Source organism: Ralstonia mannitolilytica, from assembly GCF_000954135.1.
In the GTDB taxonomy this organism is placed as follows: domain Bacteria; phylum Pseudomonadota; class Gammaproteobacteria; order Burkholderiales; family Burkholderiaceae; genus Ralstonia; species Ralstonia mannitolilytica.
Genome location: NZ_CP010799.1, coordinates 918,980 through 943,414, shown reverse-complemented (window position 1 = coordinate 943,414; position 24,435 = coordinate 918,980). Strand labels below are relative to the sequence as shown.

The 24,435-nt window shown below is 65.0% G+C and carries 26 protein-coding genes; 21 read left to right on the top strand and 5 right to left on the bottom strand.

The features are described 5' to 3' along the window. Positions 1-101 precede the first annotated feature (101 nt). Positions 102-359 (top strand): BTH_I0359 family protein, encoded by a 258-nt coding sequence (locus TK49_RS04520; RefSeq protein WP_045785635.1) that lies wholly within the window; start codon positions 102-104, stop codon positions 357-359. A 113-nt stretch (positions 360-472) separates the two neighbouring features. Here the strand turns inward: TK49_RS04520 and TK49_RS04515 are convergent, their stop codons facing one another. Then, on the bottom strand, positions 473-865 hold the full coding sequence (locus tag TK49_RS04515) for a rhodanese-like domain-containing protein (RefSeq protein ID WP_045785634.1): 393 nt from the start codon (positions 863-865) through the stop codon (positions 473-475). Positions 866-1,014: 149 nt separating this feature from the next. Here TK49_RS04515 and TK49_RS04510 point away from each other — a divergent pair, with 149 nt between their 5' ends. The 7 genes from TK49_RS04510 to TK49_RS04480 all read left to right on the top strand — a co-directional run bounded on the left by TK49_RS04510 (position 1,015) and on the right by TK49_RS04480 (position 7,535). Further along, positions 1,015-2,067, top strand: a complete 1,053-nt coding sequence (locus TK49_RS04510) for a homocysteine S-methyltransferase family protein (protein WP_045785633.1) — start codon at positions 1,015-1,017, stop codon at positions 2,065-2,067. Positions 2,068-2,074: 7 nt separating this feature from the next. Then, positions 2,075-2,428: a bleomycin resistance protein gene (locus TK49_RS04505; RefSeq protein WP_045785632.1), complete on the top strand. Its 354-nt coding sequence runs from the start codon at positions 2,075-2,077 to the stop codon at positions 2,426-2,428. Further along, positions 2,425-5,163 (top strand): methionine synthase, encoded by a 2,739-nt coding sequence (gene metH, locus TK49_RS04500; protein WP_276203704.1) that lies wholly within the window; start codon positions 2,425-2,427, stop codon positions 5,161-5,163. The genes TK49_RS04505 and metH overlap by 4 nt, the downstream gene beginning before the upstream one ends. Positions 5,164-5,401: 238 nt before the next feature. Beyond that, complete coding sequence (locus TK49_RS04495) at positions 5,402-5,815, top strand: hypothetical protein (protein ID WP_045785631.1); 414 nt, start codon at positions 5,402-5,404, stop codon at positions 5,813-5,815. A 311-nt stretch (positions 5,816-6,126) separates the two neighbouring features. Continuing rightward, positions 6,127-6,759 carry a response regulator gene (locus TK49_RS04490; protein WP_045785630.1) on the top strand — a complete coding sequence of 211 codons (633 nt, stop codon included), beginning with the start codon at positions 6,127-6,129 and terminating at the stop codon, positions 6,757-6,759. 102 nt (positions 6,760-6,861) lie between these two features. Then, the gene (locus TK49_RS04485; protein WP_045785629.1) at positions 6,862-7,305 is read left to right on the top strand and encodes a response regulator; all 444 of its coding nucleotides are present in this window, start codon (positions 6,862-6,864) and stop codon (positions 7,303-7,305) included. Positions 7,306-7,394: 89 nt separating this feature from the next. After that, entirely contained in the window at positions 7,395-7,535 is a 141-nt protein-coding gene (locus TK49_RS04480) for an entericidin A/B family lipoprotein (protein ID WP_045785628.1), read from the top strand. Between the two features lie 67 nt (positions 7,536-7,602). On the opposite strand, the gene TK49_RS04475 is transcribed toward TK49_RS04480, so the two are convergent. Continuing rightward, positions 7,603-9,012 (bottom strand): sensor histidine kinase, encoded by a 1,410-nt coding sequence (locus TK49_RS04475; RefSeq protein ID WP_045785627.1) that lies wholly within the window; start codon positions 9,010-9,012, stop codon positions 7,603-7,605. A gap of 217 nt (positions 9,013-9,229) precedes the next feature. On the opposite strand from TK49_RS04475, the gene TK49_RS24005 reads away from it, so the two are divergent. The 3 genes from TK49_RS24005 to TK49_RS04460 all read left to right on the top strand — a co-directional run bounded on the left by TK49_RS24005 (position 9,230) and on the right by TK49_RS04460 (position 10,576). Further along, positions 9,230-9,403 carry a DUF1328 domain-containing protein gene (locus TK49_RS24005; RefSeq protein WP_045785626.1) on the top strand — a complete coding sequence of 58 codons (174 nt, stop codon included), beginning with the start codon at positions 9,230-9,232 and terminating at the stop codon, positions 9,401-9,403. Between the two features lie 129 nt (positions 9,404-9,532). Continuing rightward, positions 9,533-9,958, top strand: coding sequence for a DUF883 family protein (locus tag TK49_RS04465; RefSeq protein WP_045785625.1), 426 nt, complete (start codon positions 9,533-9,535; stop codon positions 9,956-9,958). A 54-nt stretch (positions 9,959-10,012) separates the two neighbouring features. Then, a complete protein-coding gene (locus tag TK49_RS04460; protein WP_045785624.1) occupies positions 10,013-10,576 on the top strand; it encodes a ferritin-like domain-containing protein in 564 nt (187 codons plus the stop codon). Positions 10,577-10,721: 145 nt separating this feature from the next. On the opposite strand, the gene TK49_RS04455 is transcribed toward TK49_RS04460, so the two are convergent. Beyond that, positions 10,722-11,042: a DUF1840 domain-containing protein gene (locus tag TK49_RS04455; RefSeq protein ID WP_045785623.1), complete on the bottom strand. Its 321-nt coding sequence runs from the start codon at positions 11,040-11,042 to the stop codon at positions 10,722-10,724. A gap of 189 nt (positions 11,043-11,231) precedes the next feature. Between TK49_RS04455 and argS the strand changes: the two genes are divergently transcribed. From argS to TK49_RS04430, 5 genes are all read left to right on the top strand, one after another. Then, on the top strand, positions 11,232-13,022 hold the full coding sequence (argS, locus tag TK49_RS04450; RefSeq protein ID WP_045785622.1) for an arginine--tRNA ligase: 1,791 nt from the start codon (positions 11,232-11,234) through the stop codon (positions 13,020-13,022). 88 nt (positions 13,023-13,110) lie between these two features. Then, complete coding sequence (locus tag TK49_RS04445) at positions 13,111-13,821, top strand: SPOR domain-containing protein (RefSeq protein ID WP_045785621.1); 711 nt, start codon at positions 13,111-13,113, stop codon at positions 13,819-13,821. A 97-nt stretch (positions 13,822-13,918) separates the two neighbouring features. Next, on the top strand, positions 13,919-14,599 hold the full coding sequence (locus tag TK49_RS04440; protein WP_045785620.1) for a thiol:disulfide interchange protein DsbA/DsbL: 681 nt from the start codon (positions 13,919-13,921) through the stop codon (positions 14,597-14,599). Between the two features lie 103 nt (positions 14,600-14,702). Beyond that, a complete protein-coding gene (locus tag TK49_RS04435) occupies positions 14,703-15,500 on the top strand; it encodes an SDR family oxidoreductase (RefSeq protein WP_045785619.1) in 798 nt (265 codons plus the stop codon). Then, complete coding sequence (locus TK49_RS04430) at positions 15,500-16,345, top strand: helical backbone metal receptor (protein ID WP_045785618.1); 846 nt, start codon at positions 15,500-15,502, stop codon at positions 16,343-16,345. Before TK49_RS04435 ends, TK49_RS04430 begins: the two co-directional genes overlap by 1 nt. Positions 16,346-16,391: 46 nt before the next feature. On the opposite strand, the gene TK49_RS04425 is transcribed toward TK49_RS04430, so the two are convergent. Further along, a complete protein-coding gene (locus TK49_RS04425) occupies positions 16,392-16,778 on the bottom strand; it encodes an antibiotic biosynthesis monooxygenase family protein (RefSeq protein WP_045785617.1) in 387 nt (128 codons plus the stop codon). A 19-nt stretch (positions 16,779-16,797) separates the two neighbouring features. Then, positions 16,798-17,877 (bottom strand): MBL fold metallo-hydrolase, encoded by a 1,080-nt coding sequence (locus TK49_RS04420; protein WP_045785616.1) that lies wholly within the window; start codon positions 17,875-17,877, stop codon positions 16,798-16,800. A gap of 164 nt (positions 17,878-18,041) precedes the next feature. On the opposite strand from TK49_RS04420, the gene TK49_RS04415 reads away from it, so the two are divergent. The 5 genes from TK49_RS04415 (at position 18,042) to TK49_RS04395 (ending at position 24,430) form a co-directional block, all read left to right on the top strand. Beyond that, complete coding sequence (locus TK49_RS04415) at positions 18,042-18,539, top strand: MerR family transcriptional regulator (RefSeq protein ID WP_045785615.1); 498 nt, start codon at positions 18,042-18,044, stop codon at positions 18,537-18,539. A gap of 173 nt (positions 18,540-18,712) precedes the next feature. Then, the gene (locus TK49_RS04410; protein ID WP_045785614.1) at positions 18,713-19,894 is read left to right on the top strand and encodes an isovaleryl-CoA dehydrogenase; all 1,182 of its coding nucleotides are present in this window, start codon (positions 18,713-18,715) and stop codon (positions 19,892-19,894) included. 151 nt (positions 19,895-20,045) lie between these two features. Beyond that, entirely contained in the window at positions 20,046-21,878 is a 1,833-nt protein-coding gene (aceK, locus tag TK49_RS04405; protein WP_045785613.1) for a bifunctional isocitrate dehydrogenase kinase/phosphatase, read from the top strand. Positions 21,879-21,901: 23 nt separating this feature from the next. Then, positions 21,902-22,582: a carbonate dehydratase gene (gene can / locus TK49_RS04400; RefSeq protein ID WP_045785612.1), complete on the top strand. Its 681-nt coding sequence runs from the start codon at positions 21,902-21,904 to the stop codon at positions 22,580-22,582. Positions 22,583-23,248: 666 nt separating this feature from the next. After that, positions 23,249-24,430, top strand: a complete 1,182-nt coding sequence (locus TK49_RS04395) for an acetyl-CoA C-acetyltransferase (RefSeq protein WP_045785611.1) — start codon at positions 23,249-23,251, stop codon at positions 24,428-24,430. Positions 24,431-24,435: the final 5 nt, after the last annotated feature.

The window sequence follows — 24,435 nt, the reverse complement described above, 5'->3', positions numbered from 1 at the left end:
TGGATCGGCTCTTGAAGTCATGGCCACGGGCCCCATCTACCCGGTGCAGCAGTAGAGCAGTCCCCACAACAGCAAGACGATTGACGCCTCGGAGGTGCACCATGCAAATGATCTACAACAGTGACAACTACTGTGTTGTCGAATTCGGTGCCGATGGCCAGCACGCCATGCTTTCCGCAGGCGGCTACGAGATCGTGGACAAAAACCTCAAGCGTGAAATCTTCCTCGGCGGCGAGCTGGCCGAGCATTTCCGCGAGGACGTGAAAAAGCTCATCGCGAGCGAGCCGACGGTCGAGGAGGTCGACGACTTCCTGGGCAAGTTCGACACCGTGATGACGCAGCCGGTCACGATGCACTGAACCGCCGGTGCGGGCCGCCCGCCCGCGTGACGCCTTCCAGAAAAACGCCCGGAGCTTGGCGCTGCCGGGCGTTTTTTCATGCGTGCATCGACTATCGCAGCGATAGTTTCTCTCTAGCACTGCTCCCACGGCAGCCCGGCATGGCGCCAGCCATTGAGCGTGTTGCGATGGCGCGTGGCATCGAGGTCGCCTTCAAAGCCGTGGCGCACGACGTAGACGTCGCTGAACCCCGCCTCTTCCAGCGCACGCGCGGCGGCCGCTGAACGGTTGCCGCTGCGGCAGATCAGCACGATCGGCCGGTCAAAGCCGTGGCCGGAAAGCTTGCGCACGGTGGGCACGAACTCGGGGTTCACCTCCCAGTGCGGCCCATCGTTCCACGACACATGGTGCGCGCCGGCCGGATGGCCCACGAACAGGTGCTCCATTTCACTGCGGCAGTCGATGAACAGCGCGGCGGGCGTGCGCTGCAGGAAGGCATGGGCGTCGGTGGGGTCAAGCAGTTGCATGGTGGCGATCAGGACGGGAAGACGGCGTGATGTCGATTATAGGAGCGCGATTGCCCACACCGCCGGCAAGTCATTGATGCGACTGGTAAAATCGGCCTTTGGCCGCAACTTTTCAACCATTGCCGGCCGACGCACCCCGGAGTCCCCCCATGTCCGCGTCCACCATTGCGCCCCTGCCCTATACCCGTGCCGCCACCCTGCCCGCGCTGCTGCGCGAGCGCATCCTGATCCTGGACGGCGCGATGGGGACCATGATCCAGCGCTACAAGCTGACCGAGGCGCAATACCGCGGCGAGCGCTTTGCCGACCACCCCATCGACGTGAAGGGCAACAACGAGCTGCTGCTGCTCACCCGCCCCGAGGTCATCCGCGAGATTCACGAGCAATACCTGGCCGCCGGCGCAGACCTGATCGAGACCAACACCTTCGGCGCCACCAGCATCGCGCAGGAAGACTACAAGATGGCGGATCTGGCCTACGAAATGAACGTCGTGGCCGCCCGCCTGGCGCGCGAGGCCTGCGACAAGTACAGCACGCCCGAGAAGCCGCGCTTTGTGGCCGGCGCGTTCGGCCCGACGCCCAAGACGGCCAGCATCTCGCCCGACGTGAACGACCCCGGCGCGCGCAACGTCAACTTCGACCAGCTGCGCGATGCGTATTACGAACAGGGCAAGGCGCTGCTCGAGGGCGGCGCCGACGTGTTCCTGGTCGAAACGATCTTCGACACGCTCAACGCCAAGGCGGCGCTGTTTGCCATCGATCAGCTGTTCGAGGACACCGGCGAGCGCGTGCCCGTGATGATCTCCGGCACGGTGACCGACGCCTCGGGCCGGATCCTCTCGGGCCAGACGGTGGAAGCGTTCTGGAACAGCCTGCGCCACGCCAAGCCGATCACCTTCGGCCTGAACTGCGCGCTGGGCGCGGCGCTGATGCGCCCGTACATCGCCGAGCTGGCGAAGATCTGCGACACGGCCGTCTCGTGCTACCCCAACGCGGGCCTGCCCAACCCGATGAGCGACACGGGCTTCGATGAAACACCCGACGTCACATCGAGCCTGGTCGACGAGTTTGCCGCGGCCGGCCTGGTGAACCTGGTGGGCGGCTGCTGCGGCACCACGCCCGAACACATCAAGGCGATTGCCGAACGCGTCGCGAGCCGCAAGCCGCGCGCATGGCCGGGCCAGTACAAGGAAGCCGCCTGAGACCGCCATGACCGCGCGCATCGACAGCACCATCCCCGTGCTGGCCTCGCTGGACCTGCAGGAGTCTGCCCGCTTCTACACGGAGCGGCTCGGCTTTGCGCGAAGGCTGCTGGCGCCGGACTACCTGATCGTGCAGCGCGACGGCGCCGAACTCCATTTCTGGCTGTGCGACGACCGCCGCATCGCCGAGAACACCTCCTGCTACCTGCGCGTGCCGAACACGCAGGCGCTGTTTGAAGAATTCACCGCGCGCGGGCTTTCGCTCGCGCCGCCGGCGGTGCGGCCGTGGGGCATGAAAGAGCTCTACGTGATCGACCCGCACGGCAACCTGTTGAAGCTGGGCGAACACGCCCCCGCCTGACCGAACCCCGCACCATCATGACCGACCATCCCATGCGCCTCTCCGGCCTCGAACCGTTCAACATTGGCGAGGGTACGCTGTTCGTCAACGTCGGCGAGCGCACCAACGTCACCGGGTCCAAGGCGTTCGCGCGCATGATCCTCAACAGCCAGTTCGACGAGGCGCTGGCCGTGGCCCGCCAGCAGGTCGAAAACGGCGCACAGATCATCGACGTCAACATGGACGAGGCGATGCTCGACTCCAAGGCGGCGATGGTGCGTTTCCTGAACCTGATCGCCTCGGAGCCCGACATCGCGCGCGTGCCGATCATGATCGACTCGTCCAAGTGGGAGGTGATCGAGGCGGGCCTGAAGTGCGTGCAGGGCAAGGCGATCGTCAACTCGATCTCGCTCAAGGAAGGCGAAGACGCCTTTGCGCACCACGCCAAGCTCATCAAGCGTTACGGCGCCGCCGCGGTCGTCATGGCCTTCGATGAGCAGGGCCAGGCCGACACGTTCCAGCGCAAGACCGAGATCTGCAAGCGCAGCTACGACTTCCTCGTGAACGTGGTCGGCTTCCCGCCGGAAGACATCATCTTCGACCCGAACATCTTTGCGGTCGCCACCGGCATCGAAGAGCACAACAACTACGCGGTGGACTTCATCGAGGCCACACGCTGGATCAAGCAGAACCTGCCGTACGCGAAGGTCAGCGGCGGCGTATCGAACGTGTCGTTCTCATTCCGCGGCAACGACGTGGTGCGCGAGGCCATCCACACCGTGTTCCTGTACCACGCGATTCAGGCGGGCATGGACATGGGCATCGTCAACGCGGGCCAGCTCGGCGTGTACGAGAATCTCGACCCCGAGCTGCGCGAGCGCGTGGAAGACGTGGTGCTCAACTGCCGGCCTGACGCGACCGACCGCCTGCTCGAGATTGCCGACCGCTACAAGGGCGGCGGCACGAAGCGCGAAGAGAACCTCGCATGGCGCCTGGAGCCGGTCGAGAAGCGCCTTGCCCACGCGCTCGTGCACGGCATCACCGACTACGTGGTCGAAGACACCGAGGAAGTGCGCCAGAAGATTGCCGCCGAGGGCGGCCGCCCGATCCAGGTGATCGAGGGCCCGCTGATGGACGGCATGAATATCGTGGGCGACCTCTTCGGCGCCGGCAAGATGTTCCTGCCGCAGGTGGTGAAATCCGCCCGCGTGATGAAGCAGGCCGTGGCCCACCTCATCCCGTTCATCGAGGAAGAGAAGCGCCAGATCGCCGCCGCCGGCGGCGACGTGCGCTCGCGCGGCAAGATCGTCATCGCCACGGTCAAGGGCGACGTGCATGACATCGGCAAGAACATCGTCACCGTCGTGCTCCAGTGCAACAACTTCGAGGTCGTGAACATGGGCGTGATGGTCCCGTGCAATGAGATCCTCGCGAAGGCGAAGGTGGAAGGCGCGGACATCATCGGCCTGTCGGGCCTGATCACGCCGTCGCTGGAAGAGATGGCCTACGTGGCCTCGGAAATGCAGCGCGACGAGTATTTCCGCGTGAGGAAGATTCCGCTGCTGATCGGCGGTGCAACGACGAGCCGCGTGCACACCGCCGTGAAGATCGCTCCGAACTACGAAGGCCCGGTGGTTTATGTGCCGGACGCCTCGCGCTCGGTGAGCGTGGCGTCGAGCCTGTTGTCGGATGACGGCGCCGCGCGCTATCTCGAAGAACTGCGGGCCGATTACGACCGCATCCGCACGCAGCACGCCAACAAGAAGGCCACGCCGATGGTGTCGCTGGCCGCCGCGCGCGCCAACAAGACGAAGATCGACTGGAGCCACTACACGCCGCCCAAGCCCAAGTTCATCGGCCGCCGCGTGTTCCGCAACTACGACCTCAACGAGCTCGCCCAGTACATCGACTGGGGCCCGTTCTTCCAGACGTGGGACCTGGCCGGCAAGTTCCCCGACATCCTCAACGACGAGATCGTCGGCGAATCGGCCCGCAAGGTGTTTTCCGATGGCAAGAGCATGCTCGCGCGCCTGATCGCCGGGCGCTGGCTCACGGCCAACGGCGTGATCGCGCTGCTGCCCGCGAACACCGTCAACGACGACGACATCGAGATCTACACCGACGAATCGCGCTCGGAAGTCGCGCTGACCTGGCGCAACATCCGCCAGCAGAGCGAGCGCCCGATCATCGACGGCGTGATGCGCCCGAACCGCTGCCTGGCCGATTTCATCGCACCCAAGGACACCGGCATCGCCGACTATATCGGCCTGTTTGCCGTCACGGGCGGCATCGGGGTGCAAAAGCGTGAAGCCGCTTTTGAAGCCGACAACGACGACTACAGCGCGATCATGCTCAAGGCCCTGGCCGACCGCTTTGCCGAAGCCTTTGCCGAATGCCTGCACGCGCGCGTGCGCCGCGACCTGTGGGGCTACGCGCCGGACGAAGCGCTCGACAACGACGCGCTCATCCGCGAGGAATACAAGGGCATCCGCCCGGCGCCGGGCTATCCGGCCTGCCCCGAGCACACCGTCAAGCGCGACATGTTCCGTGTGCTCGACGCGCAGGAGATCGGCATGGGCCTGACCGACGCACTGGCCATGACGCCGGCCGCATCGGTGTCGGGCTTCTACCTGTCGCACCCGGAGAGCACGTACTTCACGATCGGGAAGATCGGGCAGGACCAAGTGGACGATATGGCGGCGCGCAGCGGCGAAGACCGCGCCTTTGTCGAACGCGCCCTGGCCCCGAATCTCTGAATCTGTGACAAGACGTTTAAGACATGGTGTGCGCCGCACCGTGTCTTACGCCTGCAAACCCTTGCCGGCGTTGGCGTTGATGGTGCTTCAAGAGGGGTGATGCTTTCATTACAAAGGCTTACACCCCCTAACAGTCGTAACCGGAAGGGCTCCTTACACTGAACCCATTCACTCGACGCACAGAGTGATGCCGCGACGAATCCCTCGCGTGGCCGTTCAGAATCAAAGGAGCCTCTCCATGAACAAGCTGCTGATCTCCCTGTCCGCCATCGCCATCGCTGCTGCCTCCGCTTACGCCAACGCGCAAACCCCGTCGGGGGGCGCAGGTGCGCAAGCCAACGGCACGGCCGCCGTCGCTCCGGCCCAGGCCAACGTCGGCACGGGCCTGAAGGCCGACGCAGGCGCCAAGCTGGACACCGAATCGGCCAAGACCCAGCTGAACAGCAAGGCCGAGCACGGCGCCAAGGCCGCCCACGAACACAAGGCCAAGTCGGAAGCTGCGCTGGACAAGACGACCGACAAGGTCGGCAAGTCGGTGAACAAGACCGAGAAGTCGGCAGCCAAGACGGCCAAGGACGCGAAGGCTGATCTCGCCGGCAACACCAACGTCGACGCCAGCGTGAACGGCGGTGCCGCCGCGCAAACCAAGTAACAGCGGTCGGCGGGGCGTCGGGTGCCCCACGGCGCACCCAGAGCCAAAACGGGGCGGATTTCTCCGCCCCGTTTTCTTTGGCTCTGCGGCCGCGGGCACGTTGATTGCTCCCCTATGGGGCACATCGCATGTTGCGATTCATGCACATCCAGAGGCCTTTTATGGAAACGCAGACCACACCCCTCCAGCCCGTCGGCATGGGGGAGTCCGGTTTCACGCCACAGTCCGATACAATTGCTGTCGTATCGAACCAACAAGTGCGGCGTGAGCACGCGGGCAGTCCGCCGGCCGCGCCGTCCATAAGGAGCAGCATGATTCGCGTCCTGATTGCGGACGATCACGAAATCGTCCGTGCCGGCCTTCGGCAGTTCCTGTCCGAAGAGCGGGACATCGAAGTCGCGGGGGAAGCGGCCAGCGGGGAAGAGGTGATGGAGCAACTCCGCACCGGCGCCTTCGACGTCGTGGTGCTGGATATCTCCATGCCCGACCGCAACGGCATCGATACGCTCAAGCTGGTGCGCCAGCGCCATCCGGATCTTCCGGTGCTGATCCTCTCGACTTTTCCGGAAGATCAGTACGCGATCAACCTGATCCGCGCTGGTGCATCGGGCTACCTGACCAAGGAAAGCGCGCCGGACGAGCTCGTCAAGGCCATCCGCACGGTCTCGCAGGGGCGGCGCTATGTCAGCCCGACGGTGGCCGAACTGCTCATCGGCGGCCTGGAAAAACCGACCGACCAGCCGTTGCACCAGACGCTGTCCAAGCGCGAATTCCAGATCTTCTGCAAGCTCGCGCGCGGGCAGTCGGTGTCCGTCATCGCCGAAGAGCTGTTCCTCAGCGTCAAGACGGTCAGCACCTACCGCACGCGGATTCTCGAAAAGATGGGCATGAAATCAAATGCCGATCTGACCTACTACGCGATCAAGAACGGCCTGGTCGAGTGACACCGGGCGCGGCGTCCGAACCGCCCGCCACCCCGCAAAGCTTGCTGGCATGTAGGACAACGCCTGATACCACCCGGTGCGCCCGCTGGCTACCATCAACGCATGCTGGATCAAGCCGTCACCCTCTCCACCCGTGGCCTGCGCGTCCTTCTGATCGAGGATTCCCCCGTGCTTCGCGGCATGGTGCTCGAATACCTCAAGGCCTCCGCCTTCGTAGCGACGGTCGAGTGGGCAGACACGGAAGATTTGGCGCTGCGCCTGCTCGCGCAGGGTCACTACGATGTCGTCATCGTCGACCTGCAGCTGCGGCAGGGCAACGGATTCAAAGTCCTGCAGACGCTGCGCGACCAGGCCTCGCCGAGCGTGCGCATCGTCTACACCAACCACGCCCAGGTCCCGACCTACCGGCAGCGCTGCCTCGAAGCGGGCGCCAATTACTTCTTCGACAAATCGCTCGAGCTCGACAAGGTGTTCGAGGTCATCGAAGAACGCGCGGGTGTGGCGCGGCCACGCCACCAGCCTGCACAGCACTCCCCTCACGCGTAGGGGGTGCGCCTGCGGACCTGTTGGCGCGCATCGCCCAGTCGCCCAGGCCCATGCCGCTTTCCACGGTTTCTCACCCCAAGGAGCGTTCGATGAAGACCCTGTGTGCCGCACTTGCGCTGACGTGCGTTTTCCTGGCTGGCTGCAACACCATGGCGGGCGCCGGCAAGGACATCCAGACTGGCGGTCAGAAGCTGGAGAATGCCGCCGACAACACCAAGCAGAAGATGTAGCCGCCTGCGCCGCGCAACACGACAAAAGCCCCACGACGGGGCTTTTTCATTCGGCGGCCGGGCCGCATCATGCCGGCGCCGCGCCGCCGGGCAAGGCCTGTAGACCGCTGGCGTCCGGGTGGACAAGAACGGCATCGTTGGAGGGCAGCTCAACGATGATCGTGACGCCGCCACCGGGCATCGAATCGATCGTGAGCGTACCGCCCAGCGCGATGGCGCGCTGCTCCATCCCGAGCAGGCCGTGATGGCCGACCATGCGCCTGCGCTCGATGTCGGCAGGAAAACCGCGGCCGTTGTCGCGCACGCGCAGGCGCACGCCATCCTCGCTGGCATCGAGCGCCACCGACACGGTGGTCGCATGCGCATACTTGGACGCGTTCGTGAGCGATTCCTGCACGATGCGATACAGCGCGATGGCTGCGTCGTCGGTCAGCTGCGGCATCTCGTCGGGGAGGCTAACCTCGGTATGCCAGCCGTTGCGCGTGCCGACGTCCTGGGTGAGCTGGGTCAACGCTTCGGCCAGGCCCAGGTTCAGCAGGATGGTCGGGCGCAGATCTTCGATCAGGCGGCGCTTGATCTGAATGCCCTGATCCACATGCGCCATCACGCGCGTAATTTTTTCGCTCACTGCCGGCTCGCTGGCGTGGATGCGTGAACGCAGCCAGTGGAGGTCCATCTTGGTCGCGGTGAGGATCGCCCCCAGTTCGTCGTGCAGCTCGCGCGCCAGGCGCGTCTTCTCGTCTTCGGTCACGCGCTGCAGGTGAGCGGCCAGATCGGACAACTGGCGCGTGCGCTCGCGCACCATGCGGTCGAGCTTCTGACTTTCTTCCTCGGCCTTGTCGCGCTCCTGCTCGGTGGCGGCGAGGCGCTTGGCGTGCTGCATGCCAAGCACGACCAGCAGGATGATGTTGACCGCGGTGATGAGCGCAATGCCATAGCGCGAAAGCGCCAGGTCGCGCTCGGCATGTTCGAGGCTGCGGGCCACCGTGGCGATCTCGCGCTGGCGCAGGCGGTCCAGCCCCTGGCGCACGGCTTCCATCGACGCCTTGCCGAAGTCGGTGCGCACGAGGTCGAGCGCCACCTCCAGATCGCGCTTGCCGTAGATCAGCGTGAGCTCCATTTCAGTGAGCTTGCGGCTGACCTGCAGCGCCGTCTCTGAAAACAGCTTGAGCGCGTCGGGGTCGTTGGCGTAGTGGTCGCGGATCTCGGCCATCAGCGCATGGATGTGCGGGATGGCCTTGTTGTACGGGTCGAGGTATTCGTCCTTGCCCGTAAGGAGGAAGCCGCGCTGCCCGGCTTCGGCGTTGACCAGCTCGGCCAGCAGTTCGTTGATGGCGGTTTCCGCCTGCTGCGACTGAATCACCTGCCGGTAGCCCTGGCTGAGGCGGACGTTGCCCGTCTCCGAGGCAATGAGCACCCCGAGCGTGAGCAGAATGCCGCCGGCAAGCAGCAGGGTGGAGCGCAAGGATGACCGCATGTCTGCAGACCCGTGTGGAACGCGTCAGGCCGCCCGACGCGGCGCGCGTTGCATATGTGTTTTTGGTAGGGGGCATGATACTCCGTGGGCACCCCGCACGGCACTTGGGGCACACCCGGCCCAGGCACGCGGCGTGCGTGGGACTACACCGCAGCACAGGCTCGCTGCACCACCTCGCGCAGCGGCCTGTATTTCAACCTGATCCGGAGGCAACGACATGCTGAAATGGGCTCTGATCTTCGCCATCATTTCCGTGGTGGCCGGCGTGCTGGGCTTTACCGGCATCGCCGCAGGCGCGGCGAGTATCGCCAAGGTCCTGTTCTTCATTTTCGTGGTGCTGTTCGTGCTGTTCCTCATCCTGGGCCTGACCGTCTTCAAGGCCGTGGATTAGCGTGGCGTCGGGTCCATGTCTTGCTAGCCAGTGTGGCAGACGCCCTGTCTTTCTTCACGAAAGCGAACGCCCATGACCCCCGCGCCGCGGTGCCTGCCTCCCGCGGCGCCATGACCGAGGAATCCCGCCATGTCTCTTTTTGCCAGCCAACGCGTACGCAGCCGAGTCGATGACGTCAACGAACGTGCACACCGGGCCCTGAGCAGCGCCGGCGACGCCATCGACGACGCCCGCCATGCCGCCAACCCCGCCGTGCAGGACGTGCAAAAACTGCTGCGCTCCCTTGAAGACGCCATCCAGACACTGACCGACGAAGGCGGCACGGAGGCCAGGAGGGCGCGCAACGCCATCCAGGCGCGCGCCGAGCAGTTGCGCCGCGCGGCCAACGATCGCGCCCATCAGGCGCGCGAAACCATGGACTGGGCCCTGGACCGCACTGAAGACACCATCGCCTCGGCGCCGTTCCGGTCGGTGGGGGTCGCCGTGGCGGTCGGCGCAGTGATCGGCCTGGCCCTGGCGCTCGCCAGCGGCGGCCGGCGCGGTGCCGACGAATAAGCCGGCAAACCGGACGCAAGACGCCCTTTTTCGAGACCCTGCAGGAGTATCCGCATGACCCAAACCAACGCTGCAGACAGCCCGTTTCTCATCGATATCAAGGCGCTGCGCGAACGTGCCCGCAAGCACATCCAGGACGGCGCCGTGACCGGCGACTACAAGGCCGACCGTGAGACGGTGCTCCGGCTGCTCAATGAAGCGCTGGCGACGGAGCTGATCTGCGTGCTGCGCTACCGGCGCCACCACTTCATGGCCAAGGGCATCAACGCCGAGCCCATCGCCGAAGAATTCATGGTGCACGCCACCGAAGAGCAGCAACACGCCGACAAGATCGCCGCACGCATCGTGCAGCTGGGCGGCGAGCCGAACTTCAACCCGGAAGGCCTGTCCACGCGCAGCCATTCGGAATACGTGGAAGCCGATGGCCTGGTCGACATGATCAAGGAGAATCTGGTGGCCGAGCGGATCGCCATCGACAGCTACCTCGAGATGATCCGCTACATCGGCGACCGCGACCCGACCACGCGGCGCGTGCTGGAAGAGATCCTGGCCGTGGAGGAAGAGCATGCCGACGAACTCGCCGACATGCTGCCCCAGGCCGGCACGCAGACGCAGTAAGACGAGATACCGGCGCAACGCGTCAGCCCCCTCCCCGCTCCCGGCCCGCGTGGCCGGATGCCCGGACCACCTTCGGCGGTGGCCGGGCATTTTTTTGAGCGTCTGACGACCGCTCGCTGCGCAACGTCAGCCGCCCGGTCTGCGCTCAGACGCCCCAGAGCACGTTCGCACCTTCCTTCTGCGATTCCTCCAGCATGTGCAGCAGCGGATAGGCGCGCTGGCCGAGGTGCGGCGGCTCTTCCTCGCCGTCGCCCTCTTCATTGCCGGCCAGCTCGGCCACCTGGATGTGCGCGTGGTGCGTGTCGTCCTTGATGGCGCGCTTGAGGCGTTCGATGGCGTGCGGCATCTCTTCGGGCGTGATGACGCCGCGCTCACCCAGCGTCTTGCCGATGACGCCCAGCAGCACCATGGCGAGATCCTTCTGCATGGAAAACTTTTGCGAAGCGTGCGAGGTAAAGGTGATCATGATTTCGTGGTTCCCTTGGTTGGGTCATGGGTGCCGCAGATTGCCACGGCGGGAGGCAGGTGCCCCTCGGATACCTCTGAGACCGCGGCTCACCTGATAAAATTTCGTACTTTTCCCCGAACAACGCAACTGGCCGCGCCAGAACCGGATTTCAACCCGTTTCAGCACTGCCGGCGTCATGGTTTCTCTATGCTGCCCTCCCATAAACAGACGATCGCCCAACTGCTGTCCGACGCCGTCGGCTCCCTGCTGCCCGAAGGCCAAGCCCGACCGGAGATCGTCCTGGAGCGCCCCAAGCAGGCGGCGCATGGCGACATCGCCTGCAACGTCGCGCTGCAACTGGCCAAGCCGCTGGGCAAGAACCCGCGCGAACTGGCCAGCGGCATTGCCGACGCCATCCGCGCCGATGCGCGCGGCCAGCGTCTCGTTTCGGCCGTGGAAATCGCCGGCCCCGGCTTCATCAACCTGCGCCTGTCACCCGCCGCGCGTGCCGACGTGATTGCCGCCGTCTTTGCCGAAGGCGACCGCTACGGCGCCGCCAACACGCATGACGGCGCGCCGGTGCTGGTGGAGTTCGTCTCTGCCAATCCGACCGGTCCGCTGCACGTGGGCCACGGGCGCCAGGCCGCGCTGGGCGATGCGCTCGCCAGCCTGCTCGACTGGCAGGGCCACAAGGTCCACCGCGAGTTCTACTACAACGACGCGGGCGTGCAGATCCACAACCTGGCCGTCTCGGTGCAGGCCCGCGCGCGCGGCTTCAAGCCGGGCGACGCCAACTGGCCCGAAGCCGCTTACAACGGCGATTACATCGCCGACATCGCCGCCGATTACCTCGCTGGCAAGACCGTGCGCGCCTCCGACGGCGAACCGGTGACCGGCGCCGGCGACGTCGAAGACCTCGAAGCCATCCGCCGCTTTGCCGTCACGTACCTGCGCAACGAGCAGGACATCGACCTGCAGGCCTTCGGCGTGAAGTTCGACCGGTACTACCTGGAGTCGTCGCTCTATACCGAGGGCAAGGTGCAGCAGACCGTCGACGCGCTGATCGCCGCCGGCAAGACGTACGAGCAGGAAGGCGCGCTGTGGCTGCGCACCACCGACGACGGCGACGACAAGGACCGCGTCATGCGCAAGTCCGACGGCGCCTACACCTACTTCGTGCCGGACGTGGCGTACCACACCACCAAGTGGGCGCGCGGCTTCAAGCAGGTCATCAACGTGCAGGGCAGCGACCACCACGGCACCATCGCCCGCGTGCGCGCCGGCCTGCAGGGCCTGAACATCGGCATCCCGAAGGGCTACCCCGACTACGTCCTGCACAAGATGGTCACGGTGATGAAGGACGGCGCCGAGGTGAAGATCTCCAAGCGCGCCGGCTCGTACGTGACCGTGCGCGACCTGATCGAATGGTCCAACGGCGATGCGGAATCCGAAGCCGGCGTGGATACCATCCGCGCCTGCGTGGAAGCCGGCGATCCGAACTGGCCGGCCCGCTTCACGCGCGGGCGCGACGCCGTGCGCTTCTTCCTGCTGTCGCGCAAGGCCGATACCGAATTCGTCTTCGATGTCGACCTCGCGCTCAAGCAGAGCGACGAGAACCCGGTGTACTACGTCCAGTACGCCCACGCGCGCATCTGCTCGGTGTTCGAGCGTGCCGGCATGGACCCCGCTTCGCTCAACGGCGCCGACCTGACCCCGGTGACCGGCCCCGACGCCAGCCCGCAGGCCATCGCCCTGGTGCAGCGCCTGGCAGCCTTCCCCGACATGCTGGCCGACGCCGCCCGCGAACTGGCCCCGCACGCCGTGGCCTTCTACCTGCGGGATCTGGCGGGCGACTTCCACGCGTTCTACAACGCCGACCGCGTGCTGGTGGACGACGAGGCCATCAAGCTCGCCCGCCTGGCGCTGCTCGCCGCCACGCGCCAGGTGCTGCGCAACGGCCTGGCGGTCATCGGCGTCTCGGCTCCACAGAAGATGTAAGCGAACGCATCGCGCCGCGCACTTGTCCAGGCGCACGGCAGCGCGCAACACGGCGCTCTTATAATCGGGTCCATTCAGAAGGATCGACATGGCACGCAATACGCAATCTTCCCGTGGCCGCTCGCAGTGGGGCGGCACGTTTCTGGGTCTGGTGCTGGGACTGATCGTCGGTTTGGCGATCGCCGTGGTGGTGGCGGTCTACATCACCAAGGCGCCGGTCCCGTTCGTGGCGCGCAATGGGGCGCAGCCCAAGCCGAGCGAACCGGGCAATGTGGTGGCCCCGCTGCCGGCGCCGGCCCAAACCGCTCCGCAAGCCAGCGGTACGCAGCCGGCCGATCCGAACGCACCGCTGTGGAGCCGCGTGCCGGCCAAACCTGTCGACCAGGCCCCGGAGGCGAACAACCCGCCGCCGGGCATCACCATCCGCCCGGCCCAGCCACAGCCCGGTACGGCCACGCAACCGGCCAGCACGCCGGCGGCCAAGCCGCCCAAGACGGCCACACCGCCTGAAAAGCCGGTGGCCGACCCGATTGCCGAAATCGCCCGCCAGGATGCCGCCAAGACCGGCTACTTCCTGCAGGTCGGCGCTTACAAGTCGGCCGAGGATGCCGAGCGCCAGAAGGGCAACCTGGCCATGCAGGGCTTTGAAGCCAAGGTGACCCAGCGTGAAGTGAACGGCACCACCATGTATCGCGTGCGCCTGGGCCCGTTCAACTCGCTGGACGAGATGACCGCCGTGCGCGGCCGTCTGCAGTCCTCGGGCGTGGAATCGTCGGTCATCCGCTTCGCCCGCCAGTGACAGGAAATCGCGCAGCCTCCTGAACCCGCAGGGCTGCCGCAAGTCAGAAGCCTGAGGTTCCGGTTTCCGGTCGTCCTACGCTCTACTTCCATCCACCATGAATAAAATCGCTGCTTTCCTGATTGCGCTGGCCACCGGCGCCGGCCTGTTGATGACTGCCCCGGCGCAAGCCGAGCCCGTGGCCGGCAAGGACTATCAAGTGCTCCAGCCTGCACAGCCGGTGCCTGCAGGCAAGATCGAGGTGACCGAGTTCTTTGGCTACTGGTGCCCGCACTGCAACCACTTTGAAAACACGTGGGAAGCCTGGAGCGCCAAGCAAGGCAAGGACGTGGTCATCAAGCACGTACCCGTCGCATTCAACAACGACGCGCGCCTCGTCCCGTACTCGCGCATCTATTACGCGCTCGAGGCGATGGGCAAGCTGCAGGCCAAGAGCAGCAAGGGCATGTCAATGCACGCGCGCGTGTTTGACGCCATCCACGGCGCGGACCGCCTCAACATCCGCGGCACCAAGGACGAGCAGGACAAGACCGTCGGCGACTTTGCGGCCAAGGAAGGCCTCGACCGCAAGGCCTTCATGGATGCCTACAACTCCTTCAGCGTGAGCTCCAATGTGTCGCGCGCCAACCAGCTGACCGAGCAATACCGCATCCAGGGCGTGCCGACCGTCGTGGTGCAGGGCAAGTACGTGGTGTCGCCCGACGAAGCCGGCGGCTACGTGAAGACCGTGCAAACGCTCGACTATCTCGTCCAGCAGATCCGGGCCGGCAAGATGTAATGGCGCACCGCGCCCGGCATGCCGCGGCGCTACCGCTTGGCCGACGCCCGCCGCTGTGCGGGCGTTTTTTGTACGCCAGCCGCTTTTCCACCAGGACATCGACATGAGCCAGACCGTTTTCATCACCGGCGCGTCCAGCGGCATCGGGCAGGCGCTGGCACGCCAGTACGCCGCCCAGGGCGCCACGCTTGGCCTCGTGGCCCGGCGCATCGACGCGCTCCAGGATTTCGTGCACACGCTGCCGGCGAACATTCAAAGCCACTGCCATTGCTATGCCGCCGACGTGCGCAGCGCCGAATCGATGCGTGACGCGGCGCAAGCCTTCATCGCAACGGCCGGCGTGCCTGATGTGGTGATCGCCAACGCCGGCATCTCGGTCGGCACCGACCTGCGCGAGGCCGGCGACCTGAACGCCTTTGCGGCCGTCATGGACACCAACTGGATGGGCGTGCTGAACACGTTCCAGCCATTCGTCCAACCCATGCTTGCGCGCGCAAGGCCCGGGCGGTCCGGTGGCACGCTGGTGGGCGTTGCCAGCGTAGCCGGCGTACGCGGCCTGCCGGGCGCGGCCGCGTACAGCGCTTCCAAGTCGGCCGTCATCAAACTGATGGAGAGCCTGCGCGTGGAGTTCGGCCGGCGCGGCCTCCGGGTCGTGACGATCGCCCCCGGCTACATCCGTACGCCGATGACGGAACACAATCCGTATCCGATGCCCTTCCTGATGCCCGCAGACCGCTTTGCGCAGAAGGCGGTGCATGCGATCCATCGCGGCGTGCGTTTCACCGTGCTGCCATGGCAGATGGGCATCGTCGCCCGGCTGCTGCACGTCCTCCCGAACTGGCTCTACGACGTGGCCTTTGCGCGCGCCCCGCGCAAGCCTCGCAAACCCGAGATTTCCTGATGATGTTTACCGACGCGCTAGGGGTTGCGCATGTACCGGTCGACACCACGCCGCGCATCGCGAGCCTGGTGCCCTCGATCACCGACCTGCTGTTCTCGCTCGGCCTCGGCGACCAACTCGTCGCCCGCACCGGCTTCTGCATCCACCCGCGCGAAGCCGTGCGCAACGTGCCCAAGGTGGGCGGCACCAAGACCGTCAAGCTGGACCGCCTCCGCGAGCTGGCACCCACGCACGTCATCGTCAACATCGACGAAAACACGCGCCCGACCGTCGACAAGCTGCGCGAGTTCATCCCGGACATCATCGTCACGCATCCGTGTGCGCCGGAGGACAACCTCGCGCTGTACCAGCTGCTGGGTGGCATCTTCCACCGCGAGGCGCAGGCGCAGAAGCTCTCCGACGCGCTCGTGCAGGAGCTCGACGCCCTGCGCGGCCGTCATTTCCTGCCGCGCCGCGTGCTGTACGCCATCTGGCAGGACCCATGGATGACGGTGTCGCGCGACACCTACATCTCGCGCATGCTCAAGCTGGTCAATTTCCACACGTGGCCGGAAGATGTCGCGCCCGTGCAATGCGGCATCGAGAAGAGCGGCGATTGCGCCCGCCCGAACCGGCCCGACACGCGCTATCCGACCTTCCGCTGGAGCAGCGACGTCGTGCGCAACATCGACTGCGTGCTGCTCTCCACCGAGCCTTACAGCTTTACCGAAGAGCATGTCGACGCGCTGGAAAAGCAGATCGGCAAGCCGGTCTATCTCGTCGATGGCGAGATGGTGTCGTGGTACGGCAGCAAGGCCATCGAAGGCGCGCGATACCTGGGCGAGTTCGCGAAGGCGCTGCGCTGAAAAAAACCCGCCGGTTGGCGGGTTTCTTGTCGGCCGACGCGACGCCCTATCGCACGAACCCGTAGTCGTACTCCACCTTGGCAATGCGCAGGTGATACGACGCGTACCATTGCTCGCGCCCTAGCTTCTGCGCGGCCAGGTGGTCGCTCTGGTTCTTCCACTCGCGAATCGCCTCGAGCGACGACCAGTACGACACCGTGATGCCGGGCCGCCCCTGCGCGGTCGCCGCTTCGTCGCGTACGGACTCGATGCCGAGGAAGCCGGGCATGTTGCGCGCCAGCTCCACCATGCGGTCGGCCATCGCGCCGTAGCCGTTGTCGCCGTCGGTGCGCGTGGAAGCGAAGATCACCGCGTAGTACGGCGCCGTGGGGGTCTGCGCGGGAAACGGCAATACGACGGCGCTGTCGTCGAGAACGTCGTGCTGCTCAGCCATGGGGGCTCCGGATGTTGGGTCAGCTTGCTGCGTGGAACCGAACGATACCGTCGGCGCCGGTTTCGCGCACCAGTTCGCCTTGATGCCACAGCGCATGCAGGTGGGCAAGCGCCTCGCCCATCGCGAAGGTCATCTGATGCACGTCGAACTGGCGCTTGAAGATGACGTTGACGATGTCGCGCGCGGATTGCGGCGCGCGGCGGCAGGCCGCCAGCGTGTCGGCCAGGCGATCGGCATGGTGATCGCGCAGTTGGCGGATGCGCGTGTGCAGCCCGCGGAACGGCCGCCCGTGCGACGGCAGGATCAGCACATCGGCGGGCAGCGGCTCGTATTTGCCGAGCGAATCGAGATACAGCGTCAGCGGATCGGCCTCGGGCTCGAGGTCGAACACGCTCACGTTGGTGGAGATGCGCGGCAGGACCATGTCGCCGGAGATGAGCACGTTGGCGTCTTGGCTATAGAGCGCGACGTGCTCGGGCGCATGGCCGAAGCCGGTGATGACGCGCCAGCCGTGCGCGCCGATGGTGACGACGTCGCCGTCCATCAGGCGGCGGTACTGGCCTGGCACGCCGGGCACCAGGGTGCTGTAGTAATCCTTGCGATTGCGGATGCGTTCGATCGCGTCGGCGTCGGTCAGGCCGTGGCGCTCGAAGTGGCGCGCGGCAAATTCGCCGCCGGCATTCGACGCGCCGGTGCCGCCGACGAGCATGCGCGCGAAGGCGTAATCGCCCAGGCTCATCCACAGGCGCACGTTCCAGCGTTTGTGGTCGCCGCCCTCGCATAGCCAGGTCGACAGGCCGACGTGATCCGGATGGCAGTGGGTGACCAGCACGCGCAACACCGGCAGGCCATCGAGGTGGTTCGCGAAGATCGTTTCCCAGTACCCGCGAATCGCTTCGTGGTTGATGCCGCAATCGACGATCGTCCAGCCATCCTGCCCGTCCTGCCGATCGCGCAGCAGCCAGAGGTTGATGTGATCGAGCGCGAAGGGCAGCGGCATGCGCAGCCAGTAGATGCCAGGCGCGACCTCAAAGCGCGTGCCGCCTTCGGGCAGCGTGTCGCCAAACGGGTAGTCGAGTTGGTGTTCGAGCGCGTTCATGGGTGGGTGGCCTCGGTCGCCGCCTTGGGTCGGGCGGTCTGTCGTGATTGCGGTTTGGCGCCATTGACGCTAACGTTAACGTCAATTCGCCGTCGGTCCTCCATCTTAAGCGAAAACTTAAGCGGCTTGCCCGGCGCACGCCCCATCACACCGCCCTCTGCTGTATGTCCGCCTCCACTCCGTCTGCCGCCGCCGAGCTTGGCGCCGATCTCGAATCGGTCGATGCCAGCGACGCTGCCGACACCCGCTACACCATCACGGACCTCGCCCGCGAATTCGACATCACGCCACGCGCCATCCGCTTCTACGAGGACCAGGGCCTGCTGGCGCCGGACCGCCAGGGCCCGGGCGGACGCCGCCGGGTGTATTCGGCGCGCGAGCGCACGCGCCTGAAGCTGACCTTGCGCGGCAAGCGGCTCGGCCTGTCGCTGGGCGAGATCAAGGAAATCCTCGACCTGTACGAATCGCCGCGCGATACGGTGCCGCAGCTGGAGCGCTTTCTGGCGTCGCTCGCGCAGCATCGCGCCGTGCTCACGCAGCAGCTGGAAGACCTCAACGCCCAGTTGGCCGAGATCGACCAGCACGAGCGCCAATGCCGCCGCTTGCTGGAGAGCGCCCAGGCCGGCCATGCCAGGCCGCCCAGGCGACGCAAGGCCGCGTGATTCGGCAACCTTACGTAGTTGACGTTTACGTAAACGTCAATACAATACGCAGCATCCTGCAACACCCCCCGGCATGGGTGCGCCCGTCACAAGCGGCGCGGACCTCACAACGCCAGATCACCACCCAGAGACACGCGCGGCCTGATTCCATGCACGCGCCCAAGGAGACGACCATGATTGAACTGCCCGGCCTGAAATTCGACTTGGGCGAAGACATCGAGATGCTGCGTTCGGCCGTGCGCGACTGGGCGCAGGCCGAGCTGGCGCCGCGTGCGGAGGAAATCGACCGCACCGACCAGTTTCCGATGGACGCGTGGCGCAAGATGGGTGAGCTGGGTGTCCTCGGCATCACGGTGGCCGAGGAATACGGCGGCGCGAACATGGGCTATCTCGCGCACATGATCGCCATGGAAGAAATCAGCCGGGCGTCGGCATCGGTGGGCCTGTCGTATGGCGCGCACTCGAACCTGTGCGTGAACCAGATTCACCGCAACGGCACCCCGGCGCAGAAGGCCAGGTACTTGCCCAAGCTGGTTTCAGGCGAGTGGATCGGCGCCCTGGCGATGAGCGAGCCGAATGCCGGCTCCGACGTCGTGAGCATGAAGCTGCGCGCGGAGCGCAAAGGCGACCGCTACGTGCTCAACGGCACCAAGATGTGGATCACCAACGGCCCCGACTGCGACGTGCTCGTCGTCTACGCCAAGACGGAACCCGAACTGGGTGCGCGCGGCATGACGGCGTTCATCGTCGAGAAGGGCATGAAGGGCTTCTCGGTGGCGCAGAAGCTCGACAAGCTCGGCATGCGCGGCTCGCACACGGGCGAACTCGTCTTCGACAACGTCGAAGTGCCGGCCGAAAACATCCTCGGCCAGGAAAACGGCGGCACCAAGGTGCTGATGAGCGGCTTGGATTATGAGCGCGCGGTGCTCTCCGGCGGCCCGATCGGGATCATGCAGGCCTGCATGGACGTGGTCACGCCGTACATCCACGACCGCAAGCAGTTCGGCCAGAGCATCGGCGAATTCCAGCTCATCCAGGGCAAGATGGCCGACATGTACACCACGCTGCAGGCGTGCCGTGCGTACCTGTACACGGTCGGCAAGAACCTCGATTCGCTGGGCCGCGACCACGTGCGACAGGTGCGCAAGGACTGCGCCGGCGTGATCCTCTACACCGCCGAGAAGGCCACCTGGATGGCCGGCGAAGCGATCCAGATCCTGGGCGGCAACGGCTACATCAACGAGTTCCCGACCGGCCGCCTGTGGCGCGACGCGAAACTTTACGAGATCGGCGCCGGCACGTCGGAAATCCGCCGCATGCTGATCGGCCGCGAGCTGTACGCAGAGACGATGTGAGCGGCGAGCCCGAGCTGGGATGACGGGAGGGCACAAGAGGCCCTATGCAAAACGGATAAGGAGCGAATGCAGGACAGCGAAGCCCATACAATCTAGGTTGTTGCAGCTCGCGACACCTTGCTTCGGCTCCCCCCACCCGCTCGCGCACGCCATGTCCCATTTCCCCAAGCTCCTCTCGTCGCAGATCGCCTTTGACGTCGCGCGCACGATGCTCGACGGCTTCGACAAGCACTACCGCTTGTTCCGGGAGGTGTGCGTGCAGGCCAAGGCGGCCTTCGAACGCGGGGACTGGGCACAGATGCAGCAGCTCCAGCGCGACCGCATCGCGTATTACGACGAGCGCGTGCGTGAAGCGTCCGTCATCCTGGAAGACGAATACGACGCCGAGAACATCGACGACGAAATCTGGCGCCAGATCAAGCTGCACTACATCGGCCTGCTGACCAACCATCACCAGCCGGAACTGGCCGAGACCTTCTTCAACTCGGTGTGCACGCGCATCCTGCACCGTTCGTACTTCAACAACGATTTCATCTTCGTGCGGCCGGCCATCTCGACCGAGTACATCGAAAACGAGGAATCGCCCACCAAGCCGACCTATCGCGCCTACTACCCCGGCTCGCGCGAGGGCCTGGGGGACTGCTTCGAGCGCATCGTGCACAACTTCCAGCTCGAGGCGCCTTTCGAAGACCTGCGCCGCGACATCGGCTACCTGATCCGCGCGGTGGAAGAGCATTTCGGCGACTACCGCATCGCGCCGAATTTCCAGATCCATGTGCTGTCGTCGCTGTTCTTCCGCAACACGGCGGCGTACATCATCGGACGCGTGATCAACGGCGACAAGACGTATCCGCTGGCGGTGCCCATCATGCGCAATGCCGACGGCTCGCTGCGCCTGGACACCGTGCTGCTGCGGCCCGAGCAACTGATGATCCTGTTCTCGTTCACGCACTCGTATTTCATGGTGGACATGGAAATCCCGTCCGCCTACGTGACCTTCCTGCGTGACCTGATGCCGCGCAAGCCGCGCGCAGAGATCTATACCTCCCTCGGCCTGCAGAAGCAGGGCAAGAACCTGTTCTATCGCGACTTCCTGCACCACCTGCAGCACTCGTCGGACAAGTTCATCATCGCGCCCGGCATCAAGGGCCTCGTGATGCTGGTGTTCACGCTGCCGTCGTACCCGTACGTCTTCAAGGTCATCAAGGACTACTTCCCGCCGCCCAAGGAGACCACGCGCGAGCTGATCAAGAGCAAGTACCAGCTCGTCAAGCGGCACGACCGCGTGGGGCGCATGGCCGATACGCTGGAGTATTCGGACGTGGCGTTCCCGCTCTCGCGCTTTGACGATGCGCTGATCAGGGAGCTGGAAAAGCACGCGCCGTCGATGGTGGAGTACCAGCGCGCCGCCGATGGCAGCGAAGAGATCGTCATCCGCCACGTCTACATCGAGCGCCGCATGACGCCGCTGAACATCTGGCTGCAGGAAGGCACGGATGCGCAGGTCGAGCACGGCATCATCGAATACGGCAACGCCATCAAGGAGCTGATCGCCGCGAACATCTTCCCCGGCGACATGCTGTACAAGAACTTTGGTGTGACGCGCCACGGCCGCGTGGTCTTCTACGACTACGACGAGATCGAATACCTGACGGACTGCAACATCCGCCGCGTGCCGCAGCCGCGCAACGAAGAGGAAGAGATGTCGGGCGAGGTCTGGTACAGCGTCGGCCCGCACGACATCTTTCCGGAGACGTACCGCACGTTCCTGCTCGGCGACCCGCGCGTGCGCGAGGCGTTCCTCAAGCACCACGCAGATTTCTTCGACCCCGCCATGTGGCAGGCATACAAGGACCGCCTGCTGTCCGGCCAGACACACGACTTCTATGCGTATGACGCGAGCGAACGCTTCGTCAACCGCTACGGCGCCAAGGCACCGGACGGCGACGCGCAGGACAGCAGCACGCTGCAACGCGCCGCCTGACTCTCTCAACAAGACAACAAACCATGCCACATCGCATCAAGGAACTGTTCGAAAACAACCGCAAGTGGGTCGAGCGGGTCAACGCCGAAGACCCGGCGTTCTTCTCCAACCTGGCCAACCAGCAGAACCCCGAATACCTGTGGATCGGCTGCTCGGATTCGCGCGTACCGGCCAACCAGATCATCGGCCTGCCGCCGGGGGAGGTGTTCGTCCACCGCAACATCGCCAACGTGGTGGTGCACTCGGACCTGAACTGCCTGTCGGTGCTGCAGTTTGCGGTGGAGGTGCTGAAGATCCGGCACATCACCGTGGTGGGCCACTACGGGTGCTCGGGCGTGAAGGCAGCGCTGACGAAGCAACGCTTCGGGCTGGCGGACAACTGGATTCGTCACGTGCGGGATGTGGCCGAACAGCATGAAACGTATCTGGGCACGGTGGTCCGCGACCAGGATCAGCACGACCGGCTGTGCGAGCTGAACGTGATCCATCAGGTCAACAACGTGTGCCTCACGACGATCGTGCAGGACGCGTGGGAACGCGGGCAGCCGCTGGCTGTGCATGGGTGGATTTACGGCGTGAAGGATGGGCTGCTGCGCAATCTGGGGATGGCGGCGAGTTCGAATGAGGAACTGCATGCGCAGCTTGCTGATGCTTGGTTGAACTATGGGAAGGAAGGGAGTGTGCCTAGTCCGGTGGGGTTCTGAGTTTTTGTGTGGTTGGGGTGGGTCGTTTTTTGGTGGTGCATCCCTCGTTTCATCCCCTGCCGGGGCCGACTCACTTTCTTTGTCTTGCCAAAGAAAGTAAGCAAAGAAAGGCGCGCCCGAGATGGCGAAAGATTCCTTGAATTTATGTCGCAGGGAGGGGAAGGGAAAAACTCGCTTCGCTCAGACAGTTTCCCTTCCTTTTTCCTCCCTGCAACAGAAATTCAAGGCGCCATCTAGGGCAACAAAGTCAACGGCCAAACCATCGGCCACGACTGCAGCAGGAACCAGCAGCACAACGCGAAGCAAAGCGAGCAACACAGCAACAAACAAGAGCCACCTAGGACAGCACACAGATTGTGTGGCCGTACCCTGCCCTAGATGGCGCCTTGAATTTGTGTAAGCGGGCGGAAAAAAGAACGGGAACTGTCTGAGCGAAGCGAGTTTTCCCGTTCTCCGCCCGGTTACACAAATTCAAGGAGGGTGTCGCCATCTCGGGCGCGCCTTTCTTTGCTTACTTTCTTTGGCAAGACAAAGAAAGTGAGTCGGCCCCGGCAGGGGACGAAACGGAGATGGACCAACAAGGCCCACCCAACACGCAAGAGACACACAACCCCTGCACCAAAAGTGCAGAACATGTCCCAAGCACAGTTCCAGGAGATTGCAGCAATGTCCGACCGCATCGTCATCGCCTCAGCAGCCCGTACCCCCATGGGCGCCTTCCAGGGCGAACTCGCCAGCCTCACTGCCCCGCAACTCGGCGCCGCTGCCATTCGCGCGGCGGTCGAACGTGCGGGCCTGAAACCGGAACAGATCGAAGAAGTCATCATGGGCTGCGTGCTGCCTGCGGGCCAGGGGCAGGCACCGGCACGCCAGGCCGCACTGGGCGCGGGCCTGCCGCTGTCGGTCGGCTGCACCACGGTCAACAAGATGTGCGGGTCGGGCATGCGCGCGGCCATGAACGCGTATGACGCGCTGCTCGCGGGCTCGGTCGATGTGGTGGTCGCGGGCGGCATGGAAAGCATGACGAATGCGCCGTACCTGATCCCGAAAGGCCGTGGCGGTTATCGCATCGGCCACGGCATGATCTACGACCACATGATGCTCGACGGCCTGGAAGACGCCTATGAAAAGGGCCGCGCCATGGGCACCTTCGGTGAGGACTGCGCCGAGAAATACGGCTTCACGCGCGAAGCCCAGGACCACTTCGCGATGACGTCCGTGCGCCGCGCGCAGGAGGCCACCGAATCCGGCGCGTTCCGCTGGGAGATCACGCCCGTCACCGTTTCGGGCAAAGCCGGCGACACCGTCATCGACACCGATGAAGGCCCGCGCCGCATCAAGGTCGACAAGATCCCCTCGCTCAAGCCCGCGTTCAAGAAGGACGGCACGGTGACGGCCGCATCGTCTTCGTCGATCAACGATGGCGCAGCGGCGCTGGTGATGATGCGCGAGTCGACTGCCAAGCAGCTCGGCATCACACCGCTGGCGGTGATGCTCGGCCACACCACGCACGCGCAAGAACCCGGCTGGTTCACCACGGCGCCGGTCACGGCCATCGACAAGCTGTTCAAGAAGCTCGACTGGAACTCGGGCAACGTCGACCTGTTCGAGATCAACGAGGCGTTTGCCGTGGTGCCGATGGCCGCGATGCACGACCTGCGCATCCCGCACGAGAAGGTGAACGTGAACGGCGGCGCGTGCGCGCTGGGCCATCCGATCGGTGCCTCGGGCGCACGTGTGATCGCGACGCTGCTGGGCGCCCTGCGACACCGCGGCGGCAAGCGCGGCGTGGCCAGCCTGTGCATTGGCGGCGGCGAGGCCACGGCTGTCGGCATCGAACTCTACTAAGGCGC

What these genes read in the sequence shown, in the direction of transcription:
- TK49_RS04520 (WP_045785635.1), top strand. Translation starts at nt 102, where the DNA reads ATGCAAATGATCTACAACAGTGACAACTACTGTGTTGTCGAATTCGGT.
- TK49_RS04515 (WP_045785634.1), bottom strand. Translation starts at nt 865, where the DNA reads ATGCAACTGCTTGACCCCACCGACGCCCATGCCTTCCTGCAGCGCACG.
- TK49_RS04510 (WP_045785633.1), top strand. Translation starts at nt 1,015, where the DNA reads ATGTCCGCGTCCACCATTGCGCCCCTGCCCTATACCCGTGCCGCCACC.
- TK49_RS04505 (WP_045785632.1), top strand. Translation starts at nt 2,075, where the DNA reads ATGACCGCGCGCATCGACAGCACCATCCCCGTGCTGGCCTCGCTGGAC.
- TK49_RS04495 (WP_045785631.1), top strand. Translation starts at nt 5,402, where the DNA reads ATGAACAAGCTGCTGATCTCCCTGTCCGCCATCGCCATCGCTGCTGCC.
- TK49_RS04490 (WP_045785630.1), top strand. Translation starts at nt 6,127, where the DNA reads ATGATTCGCGTCCTGATTGCGGACGATCACGAAATCGTCCGTGCCGGC.
- TK49_RS04485 (WP_045785629.1), top strand. Translation starts at nt 6,862, where the DNA reads ATGCTGGATCAAGCCGTCACCCTCTCCACCCGTGGCCTGCGCGTCCTT.
- TK49_RS04480 (WP_045785628.1), top strand. Translation starts at nt 7,395, where the DNA reads ATGAAGACCCTGTGTGCCGCACTTGCGCTGACGTGCGTTTTCCTGGCT.
- TK49_RS04475 (WP_045785627.1), bottom strand. Translation starts at nt 9,012, where the DNA reads ATGCGGTCATCCTTGCGCTCCACCCTGCTGCTTGCCGGCGGCATTCTG.
- TK49_RS24005 (WP_045785626.1), top strand. Translation starts at nt 9,230, where the DNA reads ATGCTGAAATGGGCTCTGATCTTCGCCATCATTTCCGTGGTGGCCGGC.
- TK49_RS04465 (WP_045785625.1), top strand. Translation starts at nt 9,533, where the DNA reads ATGTCTCTTTTTGCCAGCCAACGCGTACGCAGCCGAGTCGATGACGTC.
- TK49_RS04460 (WP_045785624.1), top strand. Translation starts at nt 10,013, where the DNA reads ATGACCCAAACCAACGCTGCAGACAGCCCGTTTCTCATCGATATCAAG.
- TK49_RS04455 (WP_045785623.1), bottom strand. Translation starts at nt 11,042, where the DNA reads ATGATCACCTTTACCTCGCACGCTTCGCAAAAGTTTTCCATGCAGAAG.
- argS (WP_045785622.1), top strand. Translation starts at nt 11,232, where the DNA reads ATGCTGCCCTCCCATAAACAGACGATCGCCCAACTGCTGTCCGACGCC.
- TK49_RS04445 (WP_045785621.1), top strand. Translation starts at nt 13,111, where the DNA reads ATGGCACGCAATACGCAATCTTCCCGTGGCCGCTCGCAGTGGGGCGGC.
- TK49_RS04440 (WP_045785620.1), top strand. Translation starts at nt 13,919, where the DNA reads ATGAATAAAATCGCTGCTTTCCTGATTGCGCTGGCCACCGGCGCCGGC.
- TK49_RS04435 (WP_045785619.1), top strand. Translation starts at nt 14,703, where the DNA reads ATGAGCCAGACCGTTTTCATCACCGGCGCGTCCAGCGGCATCGGGCAG.
- TK49_RS04430 (WP_045785618.1), top strand. Translation starts at nt 15,500, where the DNA reads ATGATGTTTACCGACGCGCTAGGGGTTGCGCATGTACCGGTCGACACC.
- TK49_RS04425 (WP_045785617.1), bottom strand. Translation starts at nt 16,778, where the DNA reads ATGGCTGAGCAGCACGACGTTCTCGACGACAGCGCCGTCGTATTGCCG.
- TK49_RS04420 (WP_045785616.1), bottom strand. Translation starts at nt 17,877, where the DNA reads ATGAACGCGCTCGAACACCAACTCGACTACCCGTTTGGCGACACGCTG.
- TK49_RS04415 (WP_045785615.1), top strand. Translation starts at nt 18,042, where the DNA reads ATGTCCGCCTCCACTCCGTCTGCCGCCGCCGAGCTTGGCGCCGATCTC.
- TK49_RS04410 (WP_045785614.1), top strand. Translation starts at nt 18,713, where the DNA reads ATGATTGAACTGCCCGGCCTGAAATTCGACTTGGGCGAAGACATCGAG.
- aceK (WP_045785613.1), top strand. Translation starts at nt 20,046, where the DNA reads ATGTCCCATTTCCCCAAGCTCCTCTCGTCGCAGATCGCCTTTGACGTC.
- can (WP_045785612.1), top strand. Translation starts at nt 21,902, where the DNA reads ATGCCACATCGCATCAAGGAACTGTTCGAAAACAACCGCAAGTGGGTC.
- TK49_RS04395 (WP_045785611.1), top strand. Translation starts at nt 23,249, where the DNA reads ATGTCCGACCGCATCGTCATCGCCTCAGCAGCCCGTACCCCCATGGGC.